General features: G+C 36.9%; 20 protein-coding genes and 1 other annotated feature. Of the genes, 3 read left to right on the plus strand and 17 right to left on the minus strand.

The window, feature by feature from the left end; translation table 11 throughout:
* Positions 1 to 64: 64 nt before the first annotated feature.
* The 8 genes from ACEPXG_RS11205 to ACEPXG_RS11240 all read right to left on the minus strand — a co-directional run bounded on the left by ACEPXG_RS11205 (position 65) and on the right by ACEPXG_RS11240 (position 10,210).
* A complete protein-coding gene (locus tag ACEPXG_RS11205) occupies positions 65 to 589 on the minus strand; it encodes a prepilin-type N-terminal cleavage/methylation domain-containing protein (protein ID WP_391202204.1) in 525 nt (174 codons plus the stop codon).
* 32 nt (positions 590 to 621) lie between these two features.
* Positions 622 to 1,827 carry a type II secretion system F family protein gene (locus ACEPXG_RS11210; protein ID WP_391202207.1) on the minus strand — a complete coding sequence of 402 codons (1,206 nt, stop codon included), beginning with the start codon at positions 1,825 to 1,827 and terminating at the stop codon, positions 622 to 624.
* The gene (locus ACEPXG_RS11215; protein ID WP_391202210.1) at positions 1,827 to 2,867 is read right to left on the minus strand and encodes a type IV pilus twitching motility protein PilT; all 1,041 of its coding nucleotides are present in this window, start codon (positions 2,865 to 2,867) and stop codon (positions 1,827 to 1,829) included. Before ACEPXG_RS11215 ends, ACEPXG_RS11210 begins: the two co-directional genes overlap by 1 nt.
* A gap of 11 nt (positions 2,868 to 2,878) precedes the next feature.
* Positions 2,879 to 4,543 carry a GspE/PulE family protein gene (locus ACEPXG_RS11220; RefSeq protein WP_391209886.1) on the minus strand — a complete coding sequence of 555 codons (1,665 nt, stop codon included), beginning with the start codon at positions 4,541 to 4,543 and terminating at the stop codon, positions 2,879 to 2,881.
* A 20-nt stretch (positions 4,544 to 4,563) separates the two neighbouring features.
* Entirely contained in the window at positions 4,564 to 5,907 is a 1,344-nt protein-coding gene (locus ACEPXG_RS11225; protein WP_391202212.1) for a VanW family protein, read from the minus strand.
* Positions 5,908 to 7,250: 1,343 nt separating this feature from the next.
* Complete coding sequence (locus tag ACEPXG_RS11230) at positions 7,251 to 9,314, minus strand: hypothetical protein (protein WP_391202215.1); 2,064 nt, start codon at positions 9,312 to 9,314, stop codon at positions 7,251 to 7,253.
* Complete coding sequence (locus ACEPXG_RS11235) at positions 9,311 to 9,739, minus strand: prepilin-type N-terminal cleavage/methylation domain-containing protein (RefSeq protein ID WP_391202218.1); 429 nt, start codon at positions 9,737 to 9,739, stop codon at positions 9,311 to 9,313. The genes ACEPXG_RS11230 and ACEPXG_RS11235 overlap by 4 nt, the downstream gene beginning before the upstream one ends.
* 3 nt (positions 9,740 to 9,742) lie before the next feature.
* The gene (locus ACEPXG_RS11240; protein WP_391202221.1) at positions 9,743 to 10,210 is read right to left on the minus strand and encodes a prepilin-type N-terminal cleavage/methylation domain-containing protein; all 468 of its coding nucleotides are present in this window, start codon (positions 10,208 to 10,210) and stop codon (positions 9,743 to 9,745) included.
* A gap of 303 nt (positions 10,211 to 10,513) precedes the next feature.
* On the opposite strand from ACEPXG_RS11240, the gene ACEPXG_RS11245 reads away from it, so the two are divergent.
* A protein-coding gene (locus tag ACEPXG_RS11245; protein WP_391202224.1) for an IS3 family transposase occupies positions 10,514 to 11,679 on the plus strand; the annotation gives its coding sequence in 2 pieces (ribosomal slippage) (positions 10,514 to 10,790 and positions 10,790 to 11,679; 1,167 coding nt in all).
* A gap of 66 nt (positions 11,680 to 11,745) precedes the next feature.
* Here the strand turns inward: ACEPXG_RS11245 and ACEPXG_RS11250 are convergent.
* Both ACEPXG_RS11250 and ACEPXG_RS11255 read right to left on the minus strand, forming a co-directional pair.
* Positions 11,746 to 13,449, minus strand: a complete 1,704-nt coding sequence (locus ACEPXG_RS11250) for a sensor domain-containing diguanylate cyclase (protein WP_391202227.1) — start codon at positions 13,447 to 13,449, stop codon at positions 11,746 to 11,748.
* Between the two features lie 97 nt (positions 13,450 to 13,546).
* On the minus strand, positions 13,547 to 14,770 hold the full coding sequence (locus tag ACEPXG_RS11255; RefSeq protein WP_391202230.1) for a bifunctional folylpolyglutamate synthase/dihydrofolate synthase: 1,224 nt from the start codon (positions 14,768 to 14,770) through the stop codon (positions 13,547 to 13,549).
* 87 nt (positions 14,771 to 14,857) lie between these two features.
* Here ACEPXG_RS11255 and ACEPXG_RS11260 point away from each other — a divergent pair, with 87 nt between their 5' ends.
* Together ACEPXG_RS11260 and ACEPXG_RS11265 are read left to right on the plus strand one after the other, a co-directional pair.
* Positions 14,858 to 15,736, plus strand: coding sequence for an ATP-grasp domain-containing protein (locus ACEPXG_RS11260; RefSeq protein ID WP_391202233.1), 879 nt, complete (start codon positions 14,858 to 14,860; stop codon positions 15,734 to 15,736).
* A complete protein-coding gene (locus ACEPXG_RS11265) occupies positions 15,733 to 16,551 on the plus strand; it encodes an ATP-grasp domain-containing protein (protein ID WP_391202236.1) in 819 nt (272 codons plus the stop codon). Before ACEPXG_RS11260 ends, ACEPXG_RS11265 begins: the two co-directional genes overlap by 4 nt.
* 521 nt (positions 16,552 to 17,072) lie before the next feature.
* On the opposite strand, the gene ACEPXG_RS11270 is transcribed toward ACEPXG_RS11265, so the two are convergent.
* The 7 genes from ACEPXG_RS11270 to ACEPXG_RS11300 all read right to left on the minus strand — a co-directional run bounded on the left by ACEPXG_RS11270 (position 17,073) and on the right by ACEPXG_RS11300 (position 25,719).
* Complete coding sequence (locus ACEPXG_RS11270) at positions 17,073 to 19,715, minus strand: valine--tRNA ligase (RefSeq protein WP_391202239.1); 2,643 nt, start codon at positions 19,713 to 19,715, stop codon at positions 17,073 to 17,075.
* A 45-nt stretch (positions 19,716 to 19,760) separates the two neighbouring features.
* Positions 19,761 to 19,988, minus strand: a binding site (T-box leader).
* Positions 19,989 to 20,224: 236 nt separating this feature from the next.
* Complete coding sequence (locus ACEPXG_RS11275) at positions 20,225 to 20,824, minus strand: hypothetical protein (protein ID WP_391202242.1); 600 nt, start codon at positions 20,822 to 20,824, stop codon at positions 20,225 to 20,227.
* 89 nt (positions 20,825 to 20,913) lie between these two features.
* Positions 20,914 to 22,209: a glutamate-1-semialdehyde 2,1-aminomutase gene (gene hemL / locus ACEPXG_RS11280; RefSeq protein WP_391202244.1), complete on the minus strand. Its 1,296-nt coding sequence runs from the start codon at positions 22,207 to 22,209 to the stop codon at positions 20,914 to 20,916.
* Entirely contained in the window at positions 22,209 to 23,192 is a 984-nt protein-coding gene (hemB, locus tag ACEPXG_RS11285; protein ID WP_391202247.1) for a porphobilinogen synthase, read from the minus strand. The genes hemL and hemB overlap by 1 nt, the downstream gene beginning before the upstream one ends.
* Positions 23,189 to 23,950 carry a uroporphyrinogen-III synthase gene (locus ACEPXG_RS11290; RefSeq protein ID WP_391202250.1) on the minus strand — a complete coding sequence of 254 codons (762 nt, stop codon included), beginning with the start codon at positions 23,948 to 23,950 and terminating at the stop codon, positions 23,189 to 23,191. Before ACEPXG_RS11290 ends, hemB begins: the two co-directional genes overlap by 4 nt.
* On the minus strand, positions 23,943 to 24,872 hold the full coding sequence (gene hemC / locus ACEPXG_RS11295; protein WP_391202253.1) for a hydroxymethylbilane synthase: 930 nt from the start codon (positions 24,870 to 24,872) through the stop codon (positions 23,943 to 23,945). Before hemC ends, ACEPXG_RS11290 begins: the two co-directional genes overlap by 8 nt.
* 19 nt (positions 24,873 to 24,891) lie before the next feature.
* Entirely contained in the window at positions 24,892 to 25,719 is an 828-nt protein-coding gene (locus tag ACEPXG_RS11300; protein ID WP_391202256.1) for an inner membrane protein YpjD, read from the minus strand.
* Positions 25,720 to 25,873 lie beyond the last annotated feature (154 nt).

The following is a 25,873-nucleotide window of genomic DNA, read 5'->3' on the forward strand; positions in this document are numbered from 1 at the left end:
GTTTCGTTTGCTCAAACGTGAGAATAAGAGACTACAGCAAACTGAGTCTGCTGTAGTCATAGGGTTACTTTTTATTACCCATAGCTTCTAATAATTTAGTTTCTGTAATAGTGGAGTCTGTTTTATCAAGTGGTGCAGGTTTTATATTCCAATCACGCGCTAACTTACCGTATTTTATGGTCCATAAATCCCCTACTTTTGTTACTTGATCTCCAGATTCTAATTGGTCTATTCCTTCAACATACGTATTTAGTTCATCATATCCACAAGTATAAGTAATAACTTTAACAGTATTTACAATACTCTCAGTTTGAGCACAACCTCCACTATTAACTGCTAATTTTGCACCTGAAAGGATAGTTGCTGTATCTGCTAGAACAGCCTTATCTCTAGAATTAGCAATTACATTTCCAATTGCAGGAACAGCAATTGCAGCTACGATAGCTAAGATAACGATAACTGCTAGAAGCTCGATAAGTGTTAAACCTTTTTGATTTTTAAGTATTTTAGTGAACTTTTTCATTTTATGATTCCCCCTAGTATTGGTTTCGATCGTTTCGTGCATTGTTTCTTTCATCATTGTTTTCATGACTTATCACCTCCTTTAATGGAAAACAACGATTACATTTGTTCATATAAACTAAACATCGGTACCATAATTGCCATAACGATCGTTCCTACTACAGAAGCTAAAAATACAATCATCAGGGGTTCGATTAAAGACTTTAACGTGTCCACTGTACGGTCCACATCATCTTCATAAAACACCGCAATTTTTTCTAACATATAATCGAGAGAACCTGTTTGCTCTCCAATCGCGGTCATTTGCGTAACAAGTGGAGGGAATATCCAACTTTTTTCAAGTGGTGCGGTGAGCGTACTTCCTTGCTCAAGGCTTGTCCTAGATTCTCGCACTACTTTGCTCACGACTGGATTACCAATTACTTTTTCTACGATTGTAAGCGCCTGTAAAATCGGGACTGAACTACTAAATAACGAAGAAAGTGTACGTGTCATTCTTGCAATCGCTGACTTTTGAAGAAGTTTCCCAAAAACCGGAATTTTCAACAAAATTAAATTAACTGTAAAGTTAAAGGTAGTATTTTTTTTAAAGAAATAGCCAAAACTACCAACGACAAGAATAATTAGCGCTAAAAATATATACCAGGAAGATTGGAGTGCTTCACTAAATCCCATAACCACCTTTGTAATGGTAGGAAGTTCTGCTCCCATATCATCAAACATGGATACAAATTGCGGAACAATCGTTAACATTAAAAACACAGCTACAATTACTGTGAGAACTAATAAGACAACAGGATAAGCCAATGTTGATTGCACTTTCTTTTGCAAATTAAATTGTTTTTCATATGAAAATGCTAATCTCTCTAAGGACTCATCCAGATTACCAGTCGCTTCCCCCGCACGAATCATATTGACAAATAACGCAGGAAATACTTTCGGATATTTAGCTGCGGAATCCGAAAAGGACAGCCCAGAACGAACATCCTCTTCCACGTTCTGCAAGCCTTTTTTTAACACTTTGCTGGAAGTTTGTTCTCCTAAAATTCTAGTAGACTCTAATATAGAAACTCCTGCACGTATTAATGTTGCAAATTGTCGGCTGTATATGACAAAGTCTTGATTTTTTACTTTTCCACCAATCGAGAGTTCTTTGTGTAATATACTTTTGGATTCCTCTAATTCCCTTGGATTTATGCCTAGGCCGCGAAGCTTTGTAATTGCAGCCTGTTTATTGATAGCATCCACTGTTCCTTTTTTTAAACCGCCCTGTGCAGTTCGACCATTGTATTTAAATACAACCATCAATACTCACCTACATTCATAAATGGTTTAGCAGATTCCATCGAAATCTTGCCGGAAGAAAGTAAATTTTGAATAGATGATTCAAGTGTATGCATACCAAGCGCTCGACTCGTTTGCATCACGTTTTGTATTTGATGTACTTTTTCGTTGCGAATAAGATTCGCTACAGCTGGTATTTGCAGTAAAATTTCAGTTGCCGCTATTCGACCTTTAGCATCACTTCGAACAAATAGTCGTTGCGAAATGATGCCTTGAAGCACATTTGCTAATTGAATACGAATTTGCCCTTGTTGATGGGATGGGAATACATCAATAATCCGGTCAATCGTCGTAGGAGCACTACTAGTATGCAAAGTTGCCATTACTAAATGACCTGTCTCCGCAGCAGTAATTGCTGTCGAAATCGTTTCTAAATCCCGCATCTCTCCAACTAATATAACGTCTGGATCTTGGCGAAGTGCGGCTCGAAGTCCGTTAGCAAAGCTTTGCGTATCAGCTCCAACTTCTCGTTGATTGATAACAGATTTCTTATGGGTATGCACATATTCAATTGGATCTTCTAATGTAATAATATGCTTTGATTTGGTTGTATTAATATAGTCGATCATGGAAGCAAGAGTTGTTGATTTCCCAGATCCAGTTGGACCTGTAACTAAAATAAGACCTTGTGGCTTGTCTGCTAATGTATAAAGTACATTAGGCATTCCGAGCGTCTCAATAGCTGGTATTTTCGTTTCAATCATACGTGCAGCTATTGATACATGATTTTGCTGTTGATAAGCATTTATACGGAACCGACAAAAGGTTGGTATTTCATAACTAAAGTCAATCTCCCCTTTTTCTACAAACTCCTCCATTTTAGGAGCGGGTAAGATTTCTTTTAGCATTCCTCTTGTATCATCTTCACACAAATTTGTATCTCCGAATGTTTTTAATGCACCATTCACTCGAAATACAGGAGGCAGTCCAACTGTTATATGAAGATCGGATGCTTTATCTTGAAAAGATTTTTCTAATAATTGGATAATGGAAGTTTTCATATCATCCCACCTTAATCAATCGTTGCGACACGAAGAATTTCTTCGGTAGTCGTTAACCCCTCTTGTACTTTCAGTAGTCCATCTTCTAACAAGCTATAATAAGCCATCTCTTTCATATGTTCTCTAAGAAGTGCATTACTTTTTCCAGTTAAAATGACATCTTTAACAAATTCATCAACCGCTAGCACTTCATGTATGGCAATTCGTCCTCTATAACCAGTGTGGTTACAAGACGGACAGCCTCTACCTCGACGTACTTCTTGAACCGTCATGCCATGTTCTGCAAAAATTTCAATTTCTCGTTCCTTTGGTTTTTGAACTTCACTACAATCACGACAAACTTTTCGAACTAATCGTTGCGCTACAACCCCAACTAAGGAAGAAGATAATAAAAAAGGTTCCACGCCCATATCTCTCATACGAGAAACGGATTCCACTGCACTATTTGTATGTAGTGTACTGAGTACAAGATGTCCTGTTAATGAAGCTCTCACGGCAATTTGTGCAGTTTCCAAGTCACGTATTTCTCCAACCATTACAATATCTGGGTCTTGGCGTAAAATAGATCGGAGACCTGCAGCAAAGGTTAAACCTACTTCTTCTCGAACTTGTATCTGATTTATCCCCTCAAGTTGATATTCCACAGGATCTTCCACTGTAATAATATTAACATCTTCCCCGTTCAATTTATTAAGCGCTGCATACAAAGTAGAGGACTTACCAGATCCAGTTGGTCCTGTTATTAATACAATGCCATTCGGCTTTTCAATCATTTCATTAAAAGTTTGATAGTTTTTTTCATTGAATCCAAGTTTGCCCATATTGTTTAGCGCACTACTTAAATCTAAAATACGCATAACAACTTTTTCACCGTATATTGTTGGTAAGGTGGATAGACGGATATCTACTGGTTTCATGTTAACAGCCAATTTAATACGCCCATCTTGCGGGATCCTATTTTCCGTAATATTTAAATTACCCATAATTTTAATTCGGGCTAATATGACATTTTGCATATGTTTTGGTAGGGCTCTTTCCGTCTTTAACATGCCATCCACACGATAACGAACACGTAATTCTTTATCTTGTGGATCAAAATGGATGTCACTAGCTCGCTGCGCAACCCCATTTGCGACAATTTGATTGACTAACCGAACAATAGGAGAATCTTCGTCCATTATTTGCGTGTCATTTTCCAATTCGGTAGGCGTCATATCACTTAAGGCTAAATCCATCGACTCTTGCAAATCATAGTATTTTGTAATTGTTCGATAAAGGTCGTCTTTAGTAGCGATACTTGTCTCGATTTGACATCCTGTTGCCATACGAACTTCTTCAATAGCGAAGTAGTCCATCGGATCAGCCATTGCGATCAGTAGCTTATTCCGATCTTTTCTAATCGGCATTATGTTTGTACGTTTTACTAACTCTTTTGGAACTAATTGAATTAGTTCCGGTTCAATTGAAAATTGATTTAAACTGACATGTGGAATTCCTAATTGGAACTCAAGCACCTCGATTAATTGTTGCTCCGTTAATAAGCTCTCTCTTATTAAAAAGTCCCCAAGTTTTTCTTCACGACTTTTATGAGATAGCGCATATTCTAGCTGGTCATTATTAATCACATGGGAATCAACAAGTAAATCCCCTAATCGCTTACGTGCATTATTTTTCATCATCTTCCCCCTAGAAACAATTATTCCGAACTTTGTTCAATAATATTTCCAGCTTTATCATAATAACTATCCTCTGGTAACTCGTTATAAACTTCTCCACTAGTCGGATGATCCGTTACACCACTACTACTTGAATCTGTTAATGGTGTGTTCTCTAGATCTGGTAAACCATCCCCATTCATATCAATAGTAAGGTCAGGATCAGAAATAGCCGGTACTTCAGGCGCAATAGAAGACTTTAAAATGACTCTATTTATCGGAGGATAATAATCCCGGCTGATAAGCTCTTCTTTTTCAAATGGACCAGCTTTTTCAGAAATAGTTCGGTAAACAAACACTCGGAGACCAGCCTCTCCCTCTTGTATAAGCTCCTCTTGTCCAGGACTTAAAGCGGAAGAATAACGGTAAATTGTTCTTGGTTTAATTTCCAAGCTATCTCTCACCTGATAATTTGCGATAGTATCTAAAGGAATAGAATATAATTCTACTAATAAACTTGAGTCTTTTATCGTCAACTTTAACTTTGCAGGTGAATTATTCACATTCATAAACTTCAAATCTTTATTTTTATGTATCTTCGCTTCAATTCCTGGTTCTAAGTAGGGAGGAATTTCACCTTGTGAATGTCGTTCTACGACCTCATAATTCGTTTGAAGTAACACACTATAAACCATAGACGCAACGAAATCTACTGCCTCATTATTTGTTCCTAAATTGACATCACTTAAATGCTCAAGCAAAGAAAATACTTCTCCACTTCCAATAACTTGATCATTTAATGCAGAGACAATATCTTTTAAACCATGAGAGGTATTAGGTATTTCTTCCACATCAAAGGCAACACGTTCCGTTTCGAATAACGAAAAGTCTAATGCAACACTCTCAATAGGGCCGGAAGAGAGAACACCAACTTGGGAGATGATACTAGCAAGCGTATCATCTTTATTCAATTGTGCTTGTTGTTCTATTAAACTATTTGCTTCTGGATTCATAGAAAATTGCAAAGGTATATGAATAGTTGGAGTAGATTTCCAAAAAGCATACCATGGTTTGTCTAATTCATTAAAGTATTGCTCGACAGTAGATTCAACATCAAATGTAAACCAATCAGGCTGCAAGGTAAGGTTCGTATGATTCCCAGTTAACAAAATCGGTTTTTCTTTCCACTCCAATATTTTCGAATTAAGTAGAGTACTCATTTCATTTTTTTTGAGGAACTCCACTTCTTGACCACCAATTGTAGACCTAGATATTTCACTATCCGCTTTAACTGACTGTAGCCAAGGTGTAAAATTACCGGCCCATAAATAAACGAGAATAAAGATTAAAATAAATAGTATAAAAGTTTTCCAAATAATTTTCACAGTAGCATCCCCTTTCTAAAAACTTTTATTAAATTTTTTTTAGATAATAACCACTTTCCCTAACTTTTAGGCAAATAAACTTATTTTCAAGTTCTGTTTTTTAGGAATTTAGTAATAGATTAATAATATTTTACATATCAGTTAAAAAGTAATTGATTCTTTTTTCTTAGTTATATATGATTAAGCTAACAATTACAAGAGTTTTATAGAAGAAAATAAAATTAATTTACAATATATTCTTTTAGAAATCCTAGGCAAAATATTAACTCTATCTTAGTATAGTATATAGAACTCTACTTTTGACAAATGAAATGGATTCTTACGAATTTCACAAGAAAAATGGATGATCACTTTATGCTAAATAGAATTAAAAATACGAGTGGATTTCCGGTTTGTTGAAATACTAGAATCAGTCGTATTATTAACAGTTGTTATTTCATTGTTTCTATCCATATTCCTACAAACGGAAAATATAGGTATATTTCTTTCCTCTCGGAATAATCAAAACCAAAAACGTGATAGATTTTACGGTAAGTTTAACTCTGTTTACCGAAGAAGCTTGAACACAATTAACCACACAATTATGTAAAGACATAGGGTATGAAATAATGTTGTTAATGAAATTAAAAATTCACGACTTGTACGTTCATCACAACATTCCTATACTTCTTGGTGGAAGGGACAAATCTAATAGTTTATGTAACCTCCAAAAAAGGTCCATAAACTAATCCATATGTCTGATAAAATTAAGAGAAGTACACTCATTAAAGTCTCAAGAGTTACAGAACTAGCTTTGGAAAAAAAAAGTCGACAAATATAGGAAGAAATGTGAGTTAGAACAAATTAAATAACACTAATCAACAAAATTAACTAGAAACTTATAATTAATAAAATATATCTAGATGGAATGCGGAATGCTTGGAAACTGGCAAGTTCCTTGAGAAGTATGGAAAAAGCTGCAAATAATTTTAATTGCATACCTACCAATTACTAACGGTAAGTAGAGGAAGAAAAACAATTGCAAATCGGCGGTAAGAGAGAAGGAATGATTTCAAATAATATTAATCGATAGAATTATTTTTAACTCAAATTCAGAGTATATTTTCATATTTTCTTTTGGAGATTATGCTACCCGTCTTTAAGGTGAAACTAAAGGAGAATTGCAATAAAAAATGTAAAGTTCCCATCTTCAATCAAAACCTAATTCACAGGACTCTTTGAGAAAAAATTTTCATACCTGCTGAAACAGGACATTCTGGTCCAAATTATTTTGGAATTCATCAAACATTATGATTGAAAACCGTACAGTGATTTACTGTACGGTTTTCTTTTATTTGCGATATCTACTTTTGTGTCACTGGGTCAGTGATTAGGAAATTCTCGCCATCTCCGTAAACGGGCACTTCAATCTTTTCGGGCGTGGATCCCGGCGCTTCCCACTGACCAGTGTTCCCATCTGGCGGTGTGATGGTCGCACCTCCATCCATCTTTAGAGACTTTGCAATCACGTTCCCTTTGACCTTTCCGCCCCCTGTAATTGACAGGGAAGCGTTAGGGGCAAGGATCAGATTCTCAGATACTGATGAGCCACCTGAAATGTTAATGGCTGTGTTCCCGTAGACGATCAGGTCACCACGGATACCGTTCGCATTCACTGTCAGTTGCGGGGCACGTTGGATATGGAACGACCCATTAATGAGCGATTCGCCCGAGAGATTAACGTCCCTGCTCCCCGCATAACGGATAGTAAGATCTTTAGTATTACCATGTTTATTTAATTCGCCTTTTGAATAAAAGGAGTTCTGAATAATGATTTCAAGCGAACCAGGATTAATCAATTCGATGTGTCCCTGTAAGTTGTTGAAGTCGTCGACATAGATTTTACGGTCCTGGTTCTGCAGATCTATTTTGAGTGTATAATTCTCACTAAAGTTGATTTTCTTGAAGTACATATCGCGATCCATGACAAGATGGTAATCAGTATCTCGGACAATATAACTATTGACGTTTAGCACTCCGTTCTCGATAACATTATGGCGATTTTTATCAGGTGTTTGTATCGTCTCATTTGCTGGAGAAATCGCCTGTGTTGAAGGAAAAGCAGTAGCAATGGCAGGAAGCTTAGGCATATCTGAAAGACAGCCTACGTCTTCTCCCCATAAAGGTCTAATAATAGACTGCAAACTAGGATACTGGTTTAAAAAAGTATTTATATCAGTCCGCTTCTCTATTTTGTCCGGCTTATTTGTTCCATTATTTGAATTCACGAAGTTAACCTTGTTCCCATAAATGTATTTGCCTGATATATCTCCAAACCAATCCTCATTGACATAAATATTTTCTTTGGCCACTGCGTTTGCACCAATTTTGGGATAGTTCTTAATAAAGAGTTCCCTATGACTGACTGCATTAGAAAGAACACTTCCACCTTGGACTGTAAGGTCCTGCATAGAAACCAGATTTTTTGTAACAGTACCATTAGTGATTTTTACGTTCTCTCCAATTGCATTTTGGGAGATAGATCCACCGGTTATGGACAGATCTCCATCGCTGACAAGGTTCCCTCCTACAGAACCATTCGAAATAGTAATGCCGTTTCCATAGGTAGAACCACTAATGTTTCCTCCATCGATTTTCAAGCTTCCTTTTGCAGCGACCGTACCTTTGATGTCTCTGTTTGTGATGATATTTCCATCCGAATAGACACTACCTTCAACATTTCCATTTGATATGGTGATGTTTCCATTTGAATAAATGTCACCATAGACCGTTCCTCCAGCATAGTTAATCGGATCTTTCGAATATACCGCATAACACGCTTTCAGCTTATCTACAGCGGTACTACCAGGCTTTGTAATCGTCGTTGTAGATTTAGGTACTTCCATGCTAATTTTGATGTTTTGAGTCACAAGTTTCTCTTTCCAGTTCCCATCTCCTGATTGCACTCGTCCGACTGATGCTATGGTGTAACCAAGCGGACTCGAAAGATCTGGTGCGACAGTAACATGAGATTCTGGTGGTATGCTTCCGAATTGCACGCCATAGGTAATCTCAGTATCCATATTTGTAGTGATAAATTTATCAATATTGCTCTTCGCAAGGTTGAGGAAACGTTGCTCCAAATTATAGTTTTCCTTCAAGTCAGGGTCTTTAATCTTCTCGTATTCACCCTTTAGATCATAATAGGTCTGAAGAGCGATTTCGTTGATATGCGCACGTGTCTCGACTAGACCTGCTTCTGCAATGTAATAGGAAGATTGGTTATTCCGTTCACTTTTTGTGACGATGGTGGTATTCTTAGTTAGGGTTAAAAGGCTCCCCCCTACGAAAGTGACAAGTAGTAAGGTCAGCAGCGTAATATACAGTGCATAGCCCTTTTCCTGACGGATGATCTTGAATGCGTTCATCGGTTCCCCCTCCTTAATACTATCCTAGTTGACCAAATCTTTGATTTCGGATCAGTCAATTTGATAGTCAAAACATCGCCATCAAGAGTGGGATCGAAAGCGGATATGCCTACACCATTGGTGACCCCATTTCTCAGTAGCGTGTCTGTTCCTTCGTCAAAGGTATAGACTGTCGCCCCTTCATTAGGCGGCGAAATACGTAGCTCCTTCCTTCCGACAGACACATGTGACGGATGCATCCGAATCTCAGAGGTCATGCTGTTTAATAGTAGAGTCATATCAGTGGTCGTCAAGTTATCCTCTTGTTGACGCTTAAAGGTGTTTTGAGTGTTGATAGTGATACTGATTATGATTACAGAAATAATGGATAATAGTGTAAGTACGGCGAGGACTTCAATCAAGGTAATACCTCGTTGTTGCTTCATGTTCTACCCACCCCATTCCATTACAGTCTCAATGATTGCTGATGGGTGGCTAGCACCGTCCGGAGTGACCTCGACTACCACATTACTCAGTAGACTCGATAGCTTGAGGAACTGATCATCTTCCGTAGCATAATCGGTAAACGTGACACGTACCACATAACTCCGACCGTTCACATCGGTTTCCTCTTTTAAGTATATTAGGTTATTCGGGTCCCCTTCACTTTTAAAGAATATGGGACGAGCAGTCATCACGCCGTCTATGGTTGATCGCGTTGAACTGCTAACAGCCTCAAATACAATCTCAGTTTTGGACTGGCCTATAAAGGTGTAGTCCACGACCGAACGTGACTGCTGGGTAGATCTTGCAGCGGAGAGTAAGAGCAAGGAGAAAGATGTTAGAATGATCGTCATAATGACTATTGCTGCCAAAAGCTCAACCAAGCTCATACCTCGTCTGTTCAAATATTTCATGTATTTCACCTATCCCCTGTGAATATTTTCATAAAAATTCCTTTAATACTATTATTCATAAGATAAATTTAGCTTCATTATACATTATCTCTCTACTCTAAAACAATCATCTAGTAATAGAATATAAAGTTTTAAGAAACGCATCATTTTCGACGTTTAATTGAGTCCCCCTCATGCATTTGATATTAAAAAAGCGAGAGCATCCAAACTCTGGATTGGACTAACCTAAAATAATGAGACAATATAAAACACCTTCGATAGTGGTACACTTAAAACAAGTACTTAAATCGGAGGTGTTTTTGCATGGGCAAAAACGTGTATTCAAGTGAAATTAAATGGGCAGTCGTGAAAGATAAAATGAGCGGTCATCTTACGACGAAAGAAATTATGGAGAAATACGGAATTAAGAATAAATCTCAAATTGAGACATGGATGAGATGGTATAGAGCGAATGAAATTCATCGTTTCGATCAACCGATCGGGAAGCAATATTCATTTGGGCATGGACCTGAATTTAAGAGTGAAGAAGAGAAGAAAGATACACAAATGAACCATTTGAAAATGGAGAATGAGATTCTAAAAAAGTATATGGAAATGGTAAAGGAGTTGAAAAACAGCTAGTTCTTCAAATCGTGGAAAAGTATCGAAAAAAATATACAGTAACGGCAATTCTGTCAGCCCTTCAGGTGCCTCGATCCACCTTTTATCGTTGGTTAGCAGAAGGTGTAGAATACGTTCGAACCAAAGCAGAAGAAGCAATCATCGAACTATGCAAGAAAACGAAATACCGCAATGGTCATCGTAAAATTAAGGCGTTATTGAAAAGAGAATATGGAATTGAATTAGACCGCAATACGGTCCAGAAAACCATGCAGAAGTATAATCTTCAATGCAAAGTGAAGCAAAAACGAAAATGGAAATCACAAGGAGAGTCAGTAGTAATTGCCCCAAATTTATTGAATCGTAACTTTACAGCTAGTAAACCGAATGAAAAATGGGTAACAGATATTACGTATATTCAATATGGTAGCGTCACTTTATATCTTTCGACGATCATGGATTTATATAATAATGAAATTGTCGCTTATAAGCTCTACAATCATCAACAGACACCGTTGGTAATAGATACGCTTAAAGAGGCATTGATAGCTCGTGGAAATCCGCAGGAAGTCATTGTACATTCTGATCAAGGGAGTGTTTACACATCATATGCGTATCAGGATTGCTTGAAGGAGAATCATCTAGTGAGTAGCATGTCCAGACGCGGCAACTGTTGGGATAACGCTGTTATCGAATCCTATCATTCTAGTTTAAAAACAGAAGAATTTTATTTAACTAAGTTTAATTCATTGAGCAATATTTGCGTTATACAACGAATTGACGAATATCTTCATCATTACAATGAAGAACGTATCCAAGAAAAATTAGGCTACCTAACACCAAAAGAATTTGGCATTGCGGCAGCCTAAAATAGGTGTTTTATATGTGTCTCATATCGCTAGGTCAGTTCAGGATACCCTCGCTTTTCATTTTCTTTATTTCATATACTCCGCAACCCTATTCCTACCAGCCTGCTTCGCTCCAATATACAACGCACGATCGGCGTTTCGAAGCAATGATTTCCCCTCATCACTATCCTCCGGAGCTGAGGCAACACCTATACTTGCAGTAATAAAAATAATTTCTTCCCTAGAAACCTCATCTAAATCTAGCTGGACAATAAATGGGGTTTGCTCAATTTTTCGTCGAAGTTGTTCAGCAATGGAGATTGCTTGTAGTTTTGAATAGTTTGGAAGCAGAATAACAAATTCTTCCCCCCCGTATCTGGCAACTGTACCACTGGAGCCAATTTCTTGACTAATAATTTGCGCGAACTCTTGCAGGATTAGATTTCCGCTATGATGGCCAAACGTGTCGTTGACGGCTTTGAATTTGTCGATATCTAACATGATTAAAGAGACAGAATGATACTTACCTTCCTCTATTTTTTTCATATCCTGTTCCAATTGCTTGTCCAAATAACGGTAGTTGTGAATTTTCGTTAACTCACAAATCTCGCTTTTTTCAACGGCTTCTTTCACATATCTTGCTTTTTCTAGCGACACTGCGAAATAAGAGCATAATAAATGAACAATCTTCAACTGATAGGGTTCAAATGCATGTTTTTCTCTAGCAGCTAATACAAGCACGCCTTCAATTCTTTGGTTACGATAGATTGGTACACACATAAGGCTTTGCATATCATCTGCTAAAAACGGAGGCATCATATAATTCCACTCAGACTGTTTTTTATATAAAACAGGAACCCCTTTTTCATATCTTTTACCAGCGATACTATATTTGATATCTTCATGGGAGCATTGAATTTCTTTATTCACACCATCTTCCATTGCGCGTAAAACGAAGAACTCATCCTCCACATTATCGACAATATAACCACAATCTATCGGAAACATATTCGCTAAACGTTCTAAAAAGATGTCCATAATTTCTTTACTGGTCATTCGTTCTGCCAACTGATGTCCAAACTCACTTGCTTTGTTCAAATCAGCATTTACTTTTTCTGAATTACTATACATCCGGATAAGTAAGGTGATTGATATCAATGGTATTCCAAGCAGCCATAATGCTGAAGCACCTATCGAGCTTTCGAAAAGATATAAGCTCAATCCAAATGGCAAAGTCATTAATAAACAAGAAACTTCCCAGTAAAAATCTTTTGTTAATAGTACCGGATTGAAACCGCATACATATTCACGAATATATAAAATTATATGGTTCAATAAAATATAAGAAATCGCATAAATCGAACCATATAAAACCACATCATTTAAGTTTAAATTTCCTATTTCATAACCTAATGCCATGACGAGTGAACCACATAAAACAGAAAGACCAAAAAACATAAAAGAATTAAAAAAGTATTTATAAAGTGTTTGTCGATTGATCTTCATATGGTAAACAAGTGGAAACATGCATAATTGCATAGAAATAACTTCAGCTAAGAGTCCAAATTTCAAAAAGATAGCCATATTAACCCATAATACTAAAACAAGGGTCGAACCTGCGATAAAGAAGGGGAATACGCTTGATAATAAAGCTAACAGTAAAAAGTATCCATAATGTTCCCAGTCAGATAGTTGAGTTGGTGACTTTAAATATACTAAAAATGTACCTAAAGGCACGCATAATAGCCACATTATCACCATTATCTTCTTTGCTTTATTTGTATAATTCATAGGACTATTAATCTCCTTTTTACGTTTTTTCTATTACTATTAGCTCATTACCCTATTTATTAAATTGTAACACTTAATTTAAAGAAAAATGCAAATACTATTTACCTGTTTTTCTTCTAATTTCTGAGATAAAGTATAAAGACCCCGTGATAATAGTTACATCGTTATTTAGATTATTTTTAATATTTATTTTTTCTATGTCTTTAGTAATGAATTTGTCGTCATGCAAACAATATTTATACAACTCGTTAGCAGATAAAGATCGTTCATGGTGAAATTCTACAAATTCAAATGAGGAACCTACTTCCTCTAACCTTCTTAACATATACACATAATCCTTATCCTTTAAAATACCAATTATAAAGTGAATTCGTTTATTTGGAAAATGTTTTATTATCGTTTCTACTAATGCATCAATGCTAGCTTGGTTATGGGCTCCATCAAAATAAATGTCTTCCTTAATTTTCTCCATTCTCCCAGATAAACTGGCTTGTCCTACTGCCAATTGAGTTTTACTTTCCTCTAAACTAAAACCACATTCTAATAATGCAGTTATACTTAGGGCCATATTGGACAATTGATGATTACCTATCATCCCTGGACGCAAAAGTTCAAATTGAATATTACAGTATGTATATGTATTGTTTTTTATAATAAAATCTCTCTCACATTCAATGACAGAAACACTTTTTTCATTTGCTTCTTTTATAAATACAGTTCTGGCCTCTCCTACTAACGGACCAATAACTAATTTGCAGTTCTCTTTCAAAACTCCTGCTTTATGCCAACTTATTTCTTCTATTGTGTCTCCTAAAAAATTGGTGTGGTCAACCGAAATACTTGGAATGACAGTAATCGACTTTTTCATTACATTCGTACTATCAAACCTTCCACCCATACCAGCTTCGATGAAGATGACATCTAGCGCTTCTTCTTCCAATACTAAAAAAGCTGTCACCGTCAATAATTCAAAATCAGTTAGCATCTCACTTAGACCCGCTTGCTGCATCTTTTGAAACGCTCTATCCATTTGTTCAGATGTTACATTGTGACCATTCAATTGAATTTGATCATGCACATCCACCATACAAGGAGATGTAAATGATCCATAACTTATACCATGTTCTTTAGCGATTGCACTTAAAAAAGCAATAGTCGAGCCTTTTCCATTCGTACCCGCTACATGTATTATTCGATGTTTGTCTTGTGGGTTTCCTAGTTTATCTAAAGCTTGTTGAATAGATTCTAATCCTGGTTTAATAATCGTTTCACTTAGTACTTTCCACTTTTTTTTATAAAAATTAAAATTAGTTATTTCCACTTACTTCACCCTATTCCTTCTAGATTAAATTCGTGCTAAACTTCTTGTGAATACTATTATATCACGCATTAGCGGAGGTCAATCATTATGCAAACATGTTGGATTGTATACAACGGTAGTCTTACAGATGAAAAATTTATCGATCAAGCTCTCCTCCTACAAGAAGCAGCTAATAAGCAGGGAATACAAGCAACATTAGTTAAAAATTATGAGCTTTTAATGGACGTCCAGCATGGATTACATGCAAAACCAGACTTTGTGGTCTTTTTAGATAAAGATATATTATTAGCAAAGTTTTTAAAAAATGAAGGAATTCCCGTTTTTAATGACCCAGATGTTATTGAAATATGTGACAATAAAGCAAGACAATACATGACATTAGCAAAGGCTCACATTCCAATGCCAAGAACCATTATAGCTCCAAAAGTGTATGCTAACTTTACAATTCAGCATTCTGGATTCTATGAGCAAGTATTACAAACGATTCATCTACCTATGATTATTAAAGAAGCACATGGATCTTTTGGTATGAAAGTATATTTAATCGAAACTAAAAAACAATTTTTCGATAAAGCGGAAGAACTGAATGGAAAAGAATATGTTTTCCAAGAATATATTGAGTCAAGTAGAGGCCGTGATATTCGTGTAAATGTTGTCGGCGGACAAGTAGTTGCATGTATGTACCGACATTCTGAAACAGATTTTCGTGCAAATATTACAAACGGTGGAACAGCTTCACCTATCATTCTTACTGAAAGACAAAAAGAGGTCGCGATACTCGCTGCTCAAGCATTAAATGCAGAATTTGCCGGTGTCGATTTGTTGTTTGGAGAAGATGAAGAGCCATTAGTTTGCGAAGTGAACGGCGTTGCACATATCCGTAATCTATACAATGTTACCGGGATTAATGTAGGAGATGCAATGATCCGTTATATACTTTCCAAAGTAGGTGCTGTTGTAATATGAAAGGTTTATTAATATACGAATTAAAAGAAATAGAACGAAATAGCAGTTTTATCGAACGATTAATAATGGCTGCCGAAAGATTTGGACATACACTTACGGTAATAGACGATCAAAACTTATCTATCCCCGAAGCCGATTTCATCTTTTTCAGAGCTAGAAATCCAAAGTTATCGAAACAATTAGAGGAACGTAATATTCCTATGTTTAATCGAGCAGAAGTAAATGTCATTGCAAATAATAAATACAAAGCAATTCAACTCGTCCAACTTTTAGGAATTCCATCAGTTCCTACTAGGAAAATAAAAACATTATCTGAAATTCGCGATTATCCAGTTGTCTTAAAAACAGTGGATGGTCATGGTGGGACGCAAGTAGAACTATTTCAGTCAGAAGAACAGTCAAAAGTGTTCATCCAAGAGCACTCATCAAAAACTATCATTGCACAAACGTATATCGAAACAAATGCAACGGATATAAGAGTGTTCATGCTTGGTACTGAAGTAATTGGAGCCGTCAAACGAATTGGCGCAGTTGATAGTTTTAAGTCTAATTTTACATTAGGCGGCACAGTGGAAGCATATTCTTTGAACTCTCAGCAACTTGCAGATGTAAAAAAAATCGCAACTGCTTTGAAAAGTGATTATATCGGAATTGACTTCCTTTTACTGCCAGATGGAAATTGGCTGTTCAATGAAATCGAAGATCCGGTTGGAGCAAGGTCTTACTACGCTACAACTAAAAAAGATATCGCCATTCCAATAATGGATTATATAAATAAAAAATTAACAGAAAATCCAGATCAGATGAGAGTCTGACCTGGATTTTTTTATTTGAAAGTTGATTATGTGGTGCTCAGATCTAGTTATGTGGTATTCAACTTGGGATATGTGGTATTCAAACCTATTTATGTGGTGCTCAACCTGGGTATGTGGTATTCAAACCTATATAAGTGGTGCTCACATGGGTATGTGGTATTCAAACCTAGTTATGTGGCGCTCAGCATGGGTATGTGGTATTCAAACCTAGTTATGTGGCGCTCAGCATAGATATGTGGTATTCAAACCTAGTTATGTGGCGCTCAACCTGGGTATGTGGTATTCAAACCTATATATGTGGTGCTCACATGGATATGTGGTATTCAAACCTAGTTATGTGGTGCTCACATGGATATGTGGTATTCAAACCTAGTTATGTGGCGCTCAGCATAGGTATGTGGTATTCAAAACAGTTTATGTGGTGCTTAATCCGATTCATGTGCTATTCAAACCACTTTACATTTTCCTTGCCCACAAAAATGAGTGAGCCGAATTAATCATTCAGCTCACTCTTCTTATACTTACATATTTCTCAATTCTTCTAAACGCTTCATAACAGTTGCATGTTTTTCTAAATAATCTTGTTCTTTTGCACGTTCTTCCGCTACAACTGCATCTGGTGCTTTGGAAACGAATCGTTCATTCGATAGCTTTCCTTGCACTAACTTCACTTCTTTCGCCCATTTTTCTAATTCTTTTTCTAAACGAGCTTTTTCCGCATCAATATCAATTAGTCCTTGTAATGGCAAGAATAATTGCGCCCCAGTTACAACTGCTGACATGGATTGACCTGGTACTTCGATTCCTTGACCGATTACTAACGGCTCTGGATTACAGAAGCGTTCTAAATATTTTGCATTCGCTTCTAATACTGCTAATGTATCAGCATCTTTTGCTGAAATGTACAATGGCACTTTTTTACTCATTGGCGTTTGCACTTCTGCACGAATATTACGTACTGAACGAATGATTTCGGCTAGCAACTTCATACTAGCAGCATCTTCTTTATTGGAAAGCCCCTCATTTACAGTTGGCCATGCAGATACTGTAATAGACTCCCCTTCATGCGGTAGGTTTTGCCATATTTCTTCCGTAATGAAAGGCATAAATGGGTGCAATAATCGCATAGTATTGTCTAATACATACGCTAACACTGAACGTGTCATCATTTTCGCTTCTTCATCTTCTCCATTTAAAGGAAGTTTCGCCATTTCGATATACCAATCACAGAAATCATCCCAAATGAAGTTATAAAGCGCACGGCCTACTTCACCAAATTCATACTTTTCAGAAAGTCGTGTAACTTGCTCAATTGTTTCATTTAAACGAGTTAAAATCCATGCATCTGCAACTGATTTTTTACCGTTTAGGTTAATCTCTTCAAATTTTAAACCATCCATATTCATTAATGCAAAACGAGATGCGTTCCAAATTTTATTGGCAAAGTTCCAAACCGCTTCTACCTTCTCTGTAGAGAAACGCAAATCTTGCCCAGGAGATGAGCCAGTGCTTAGGAAATAGCGAAGAGAGTCGGCACCATACTTTTCAATCACTTCCATTGGATCAATACCATTTCCGAGTGATTTCGACATTTTTCTACCGTCTTCCGCACGAACTAAACCGTGAATCAAAACATCTTCAAATGGACGTGTGCCTGTAAATTCGATTCCTTGGAAAATCATACGGGAAACCCAGAAGAATATAATATCATAACCGGTAACAAGTGTATTCGTTGGGTAATACTTTTTAAACTCTTCATTTTCACTATCCGGCCAGCCAAGTGTTGAAAATGGCCACAATGCAGAAGAAAACCATGTATCTAATACATCATTATCCTGCTTCCAGTTTTCAGCATCTGCTGGTGCTTCGTGCCCAACATATACTTCTCCAGTTTCATTGTGATACCAGGCTGGAATTCGGTGACCCCACCATAATTGACGAGAAATACACCAGTCATGTACATTTTCCATCCATTGTAAATAGGTTTTTTCAAAGCGGTCCGGTACAAAGTTCACTTTTCCTTCTGCTTGTTGTAATTTAATTGCTTCATCAGAAAGTGGCTGCATTTTAACAAACCATTGTGTAGATAGATATGGTTCTACAACCGCTCCACTACGTTCTGAATGTCCAACAGAGTGAAGATGTTCTTCGATTTTGAATAAAACACCAGCACCCTGTAAATCTTGAACGATTTGTTTACGACAAGCAAATCGGTCCATTCCATCATAGTTTGCAGCGTTTTTATTCATCGTACCGTCTTCATTCATTACTAAAATGCGCTCTAAATTATGACGGTTACCAATTTCAAAGTCATTCGGGTCATGTGCTGGTGTAATTTTTACTGCTCCGCTACCAAATTCCATATCTACATAATCATCTGCAATGATTGGAATTTCACGAGCAGTAATAGGCAAAATAACTGTTTTTCCGATAAGATGTTTATAGCGATCATCTTCTGGATGAACCGCAACCGCCGTATCACCTAACATTGTTTCTGGTCTAGTTGTTGCGATTTCAATTGAACCAGTACCATCTGCTAGTGGGTAACGCATATGATAGAATGCACCCTGTATATCTTTGTGAATGACTTCAATATCAGAAAGTGCAGTTTTTGTTGCAGGATCCCAGTTAATAATATATTCACCACGATAAATTAAACCTTTGTTATATAGCTTTACAAATACCTCTTTTACAGCATTTGAAAGCCCTTCGTCTAATGTAAAGCGTTCACGTGAATAATCTAATCCTAGCCCTAATTTTGACCACTGTGCACGAATATGACCAGCATACTCTTCTTTCCATTTCCATGTTTCTTCGACAAATTTTTCACGTCCTAAATCATAACGTGTAATATTTTCAGAGCGCAGCTTTTCTTCTACTTTTGCTTGCGTTGCAATACCGGCATGGTCCATCCCAGGTAACCAAAGTGCATCATATCCTTGCATACGTTTCATACGTATTAGAATATCTTGTAATGTAGTATCCCAAGCGTGACCTAAGTGTAATTTCCCTGTTACGTTTGGTGGTGGAATTACGATGGTATAAGGTTCTTTCTCACTTTCCGGATGCGCTTCAAAGAATTTTCCTTTTAGCCACCACTCATAGCGACCTTTTTCAATCGACTGCGGATCGTACTTCGTTGGCATTGTTGTCTCGTTTGTCATTGGCTGTTCCTCCTAAAAAAGAATATAAAAAAACTCCTGTCGTCACTAAAGGACGAAGGAGTTTGTTCGCGGTACCACCTTTATTCGCAGATGCAAAAAGAATGCATCACGCTCTCAATTAGATAACGGCTTCAAACCGGCATTTGTTACTATTCGTTCACAAAAGCTGCTCGTGGGCTACCTTCAAATGGTGATTAACAGAAACATTTCAGCAAGTTGTTTCCTTTCTTTCGATAACCAGTTCATTTTACTCTTCCCATTCATTGCATCTTTATTTAGTTGTTCATATTGTACCTAATTTCAGGTTATGTCGTCAAGTCAAGTGTTAAGTCGAATTCGTGAAAGGAGAAAATGCAATGAGAAGAGGATATAACCCTTTATTACTACCCGTATGGTTACGGATAACACGTTTTTACTGCAAAGGAATTATTATTCCTATTTGTGGATTTCAAACAATACGTGTATTAATCATACCGACAAGTTGGGATTTTATTATACTTGCCTTTTTGTTATTGCTCTGCTTTTTGTTTTACAGGGATATAATTTGATGGAAATGTAAGCTTTGACATCCCATCATCTAAATTTAATATAAATTGAAGCTCTGATTCTACTAAAATTGAGCTTTCTACTTGTTCTACTTCTTTTGGAATTTTTGGTTTTACATTTTGTTCTGCTTTTTGTACTAATTCTTGTTTATTTTCTTTTGGCCCTTCGTATTCACAACGAACTAACCAAGCAATTTCAATGGATGCATGTTCTGTTGTATTGGAATTGACATGTTTAACGTTCAAGGTTGGAGAACAGCCAGGTTGTACTTTATCTTTTGCTATTTCCACACTCATTGGAACAGCATATTCAAAATAACCTACTTCTCCCTGCACATCTAAATCTTCAATTTGTGTAAACTCACTCGTTGCATGATGTGCATGTTCTCCCTCTTCGAATTCGACGTGACAGGTAATATGATAGATGCCTACTATTTGAATCGACTCTTCTGTTACCTTATGTTCAAATTGCGGAGTAACATCCACCTTTTTCACTGCTTTTGGTACTCCAAAACTTTTTGGAAAAAGAAACTGTTCTTTTTCGTCCCACACTTTTACTTCCATTAGTCATCCTCCTTCATATAGGACAACTTATGATTGAACTTCTTAAAATATGAAAAAGCCTCGCAAATAAATACGAGGCTTCTTGTTCTTTATTTTCTTGATAGTTTTTCGAATACCGTGTGGAAAGCTTGTATCGTTTTTTCAATATGTGCTTCTGTATGAGCACTTGATAAGAACAATCCTTCAAATTGAGAAGGTGGTAAGTAAATACCTTCTTCAGCCATTAAACGGAAATACTTGGCGAACAGCTCCAAATCAGATGTTTTGGCAGTTTCGAAATTAATAACATCAACATTCGTAAGGAAGAATCCAATCATAGAACCAGCACGATTCACAGTATGTGGAATATTGTATTTTGTAGCTGCTTCACGGAAGCCTTTTTCGAGTAAATCACCAAGTTTAATGAAATGCTTATACGAATCTTCATTTAAACGAGTTAATGTTTCGTATCCAGCTGTCATTGCAAGTGGATTACCAGAAAGCGTTCCAGCTTGATAGACAGGACCACTTGGTGCAATCATTTCCATGATTTCACGTTTACCACCAAACGCCCCTACCGGTAGACCTCCGCCGATTACTTTACCTAGACATGTTAAGTCTGGTGAAATGTCAAAGTAACCTTGCGCACAATTGTATCCAACACGGAATCCTGTCATAACTTCATCAAAAATTAAAACTGTTCCATATTGTTCGGTTAACTCACGTAGACCTTCTAAGAATCCTTCTACTGGAGGGACAACCCCCATATTCCCTGCAACTGGTTCAACAATAACAGCTGCTAAGTCATCTCCGAAGTTTTCGAATACGTGACGTACACTTTCTAAATCATTATAAGGCACCGCAATCGTATTTTTTGCGATGGATTCTGGAACACCAGGACTGTCTGGCAAACCTAGTGTAGCAACACCAGAACCAGCTTTAATGAGCAAGCTATCTCCATGACCATGGTAACTACCTTCAAATTTCAGTATTTTATTTTTCCCAGTATATCCACGCGCTAAGCGAAGTGCACTCATGGTCGCTTCCGTTCCGGAAGAAACCATACGTACCATTTCAATAGACGGAACACGTTCCATCACAAGTTTTGCTAGTTTGGTCTCAATTAAAGTCGATGCACCAAAGCTTGTACCGGTTTCCGCAACTTGTTGAATTGCTTTTACGACATTTGGTTCTGTATGACCTAAAATAAGTGGTCCCCAAGATAGCACATAATCGATATATTCATTGCCATCGATATCTGTAAGAATAGCTCCTTTTCCACTTTCCATGAAAATCGGATCCATATCCACCGATTTAAATGCACGTACTGGGCTATTTACTCCGCCTGGCATTAATTCTTTCGCTTCTGTAAATGCTTGTTTTGATAACTCGTATGATTTAGTCATTATTTTTCCTCCAACCAACGCGCAACATCTTTTGCATGATATGTCATAATGATATCCGCCCCCGCACGTTTCATCCCTGTCAACGTTTCTAGTACAGTTTCTTTCTCATTAATCCAGCCGTTAATCGCAGCTGCTTTTACCATTGCATATTCACCACTTACATTATAAGCTACGATTGGTGTATCAAAGTTATTTTTCACATCACGAATGATATCTAAGTAAGCTAGAGCTGGTTTCACGATTAAGAAATCTGCTCCCTCCTCCACATCGGATGAAGCTTCACGAATTGCTTCCATACGGTTAGCGTAATCCATTTGATACGTTTTACGATCCCCAAATTTAGGAGCCCCGTCGGCAGCATCACGGAATGGTCCATAATAAGCCGAAGCATATTTTACCGCATACGACATAATCGGTACATCAGCGAAACCTGCTTCATCTAAAGCCTGACGAATCGCAGCCACAAATCCATCCATCATATTAGAAGGTGCAATAATATCTGCTCCTGCTTGTGCTTGGCTAACTGCCGTTTTTGCTAATACATCAAGGGATGGATCATTTAAAATTTGTTCGCTGGCATCTACTACTCCACAATGTCCGTGATCTGTATATTCACATAAACAAGTATCCGCGATGACAACTAAGCCAGGATGACGTTTTTTTATGAACCTCGTTGCTTCTTGAATGATTCCATGATCATGGAAAGCTTGCGTTCCTACTGCATCCTTTTCTAGTGGAAGACCAAATAGAATAACAGATGGAATACCTAAGCCAACTACTTCATCTACTTCTTCCCCTAAACGATCCAAAGAAAATTGAAAAACACCTGGCATGGAAGCCACTTCATTTTTAATATTTTTTCCTTCTGCAACAAAAACTGGGTAGATTAGATCCTCTTTATGTAAATATGTTTCTTTGACCATTGCTCGTATTCCAGCTGTTTTTCTTAATCGACGATGACGTTGAAATAATAATTCTGTCATAATTCTCTTCCTTTCAACTCTGCTAATGCATGGATTATTTCTGTTAATATATAAGTTTTAGGCATTACATGTACTGCAACACCTAATGATTCTAAGTATTCTTTTGTAATGTGACCGATTGCACAAATCGTTAATGCTTCGTACCCTGTTCGATCCCCGATATGTTGATGAAAAACATTTACTGTAGATGGACTTGTAAAGATAATGGAGCAGTTTTCTTTGCTTTCTATTAATACACTCACTTGAGCTATATTTTCTTCCACTTCTACTGTTTCATAAATGATCCATTCATCTACATGATTGACTAAACCTTTTGTAATCGTATCTTTCGCTAAACTTCCTTTGAAAAACATACATTTTTCATTCGAAAAAGAAATGGCAGGAAACTCTTGCACAAAAACATCTGCACTAAAAATAGAAGGCGTAAAAGCTACTTTTAGTCCTATTTTATTGACAGCATATGCCGTTTTCGAACCAACAACTGCAATTTTCCCTTGGAACATGAAAGGGTCTAGACCATACTTTATCATTTTCAAATGAAAAGCATCTACACTGCTTTGGCTTGTGAAGATTAACCAGTCATAAGCTTTGCATTCAAACAATTGTTGCTCATCCGTTTGAGAAACAATTTCTTGTGTTTCAATGAGCGGTGCAACGATAGGATTTCCTCCAAAATGAAGGGTAAGATCCACGGCTTCCGAAGATCTTAAAATCCCTGTAAATAGGACGTTCTCACCTAATAAAGGCTTGTTAAACATTCAAATCTGCCTTCACTTTTTGAATTAGGTCATATGCTCCTTGCTCTGTTACTAAACGCGCCACTTCTTTACCAGCCGTTTCTGCATCTTTACTCGTCACTACTTCTTTAAACACAACAGATGCATCAGGTGCTGCAACCAAACCAGTCATGGTAATTTCATCGCCATTAATCACTGCATGTCCTGCAATCGGCACCTGGCATCCGCCGTCCATCGCAGCTAAAAATGCACGCTCCGCATGAATAGCATTCCACGTATCTTCATCAGATAGTTTTCTAAGCTCCGCAAGTAATTCTGCATCTTCTTCACGACATTCAATTGCAAGCGCACCTTGTCCTACTGCTGGAACACAATCTTCAATGGATAGATACTCCGTCACTACTTCATCACTCCAACCAAGGCGTTTTAGACCTGCTGCTGCTAGAATAATGGCATCATACTCGCCGTCTTGAAGCTTTTGGAGTCTCGTATCTACATTTCCTCTTATCCATTTAATCTCGATATCTGGACGTAATAATAAGAGTTGCGCGCTTCTTCTTAAGCTACTTGTCCCAATAACTGCTCCTTTTGGAAGCTCTGCAAATTTCACATGTGCTTTCGAAATAAAAGCATCACGTTCATCCACACGTTTAGGTGTACACCCCATTACTAGGCCTTGTGGTAATACGGAAGGCATATCTTTCATACTATGTACTGCAAAATCAATTTCTTTGTCATAAAGTGCTTGTTCAATTTCTTTTACAAAAAGACCTTTGCCTCCAACTTTCGATAAGGTCACATCTAAAATTTGATCGCCTTTTGTTACGATTTCTTTTACTTCGAATTCAAAAGGTGCTCCAATATCTTTCAATTGCTGAATAAACCAATTTGTTTGTGTTAAAGCTAATTTACTTCTTCTAGAACCGACAATAATTTTACGCATTATTTCTCTACCTTTCTTATTACCAAAGATGAAATTGGGATAATGGACTAATCAATAAAAAATTAATCAATACAAATAAAAATGCATATATGTGAATCCATGCATAGTTTGTTCCTTTAAATCTGGCTTGTTTTCTTAAAAGAAGAACAACGATATAAATGATCAATAATACTAAGGAACTAACAATCTTAAAATCAAAAATAGAAAAAACACTTAATGATACATATGCCCATTGTAACCCAAGAACCAAACTTACAAACAATAGTGGAATGCCTACTAATATTGCTAAGGTCATTCCAGTTTCGGCTTGAGTCAAGGAAGGTAATCTAGAAAATTGTTTAGACCACTTTTTCTTTTTGAGCACACGATACAAAATTAAATATAATGATGAAAAAACAAACGAAAGTGAAAATGCAGCATACGCTAACATCGCAAATATTATATGAATAACTAATAATTCGGATCGCAGGCCATCTCCAACTGCTGTTTGTTCTAATTGATTTGGCGCGAATGTATGTATGGTCATAAAAATAAATCCAATAATATTTAAAAAGAACGCCGGCAAATCAAGTCGAAAAACTAATTGCAATATAATGGATAGTGTAATAATAAGCCATGCATAAAAATAAATCCCTTCAAATAGCGATAAAATTGGGAATCTCTTTGTTTCTATAATATACATAACTAAAAAAATCGTTTGCAACAGCGACACGATGGAAAGTAGCCACACTGCAATACGATGCGCGCTACGATCTTTATTTAGGTAATCAACAAAGTAAAAAACAAGGCTAACGGATTGTAGAATGACCATAATCTCGTGTAGCCTTGTCATCGCAAGATCAGTCATAATAAGCTCCTTTATTTTTTAAAAAGCCGAAGCGCCTATGTCTTCCCGCTGTGGGAAGTGGCACTGTGCAGTCACTGAGTATTTTTAATATGTAAAAAGACGTTTTCTATATCTATTATGACACATACAGATACAAAAACGCCTCCTTTTTACT

Source organism: Psychrobacillus sp. L4 (genome assembly GCF_042944905.1).
In the GTDB taxonomy this organism is placed as follows: domain Bacteria; phylum Bacillota; class Bacilli; order Bacillales_A; family Planococcaceae; genus Psychrobacillus.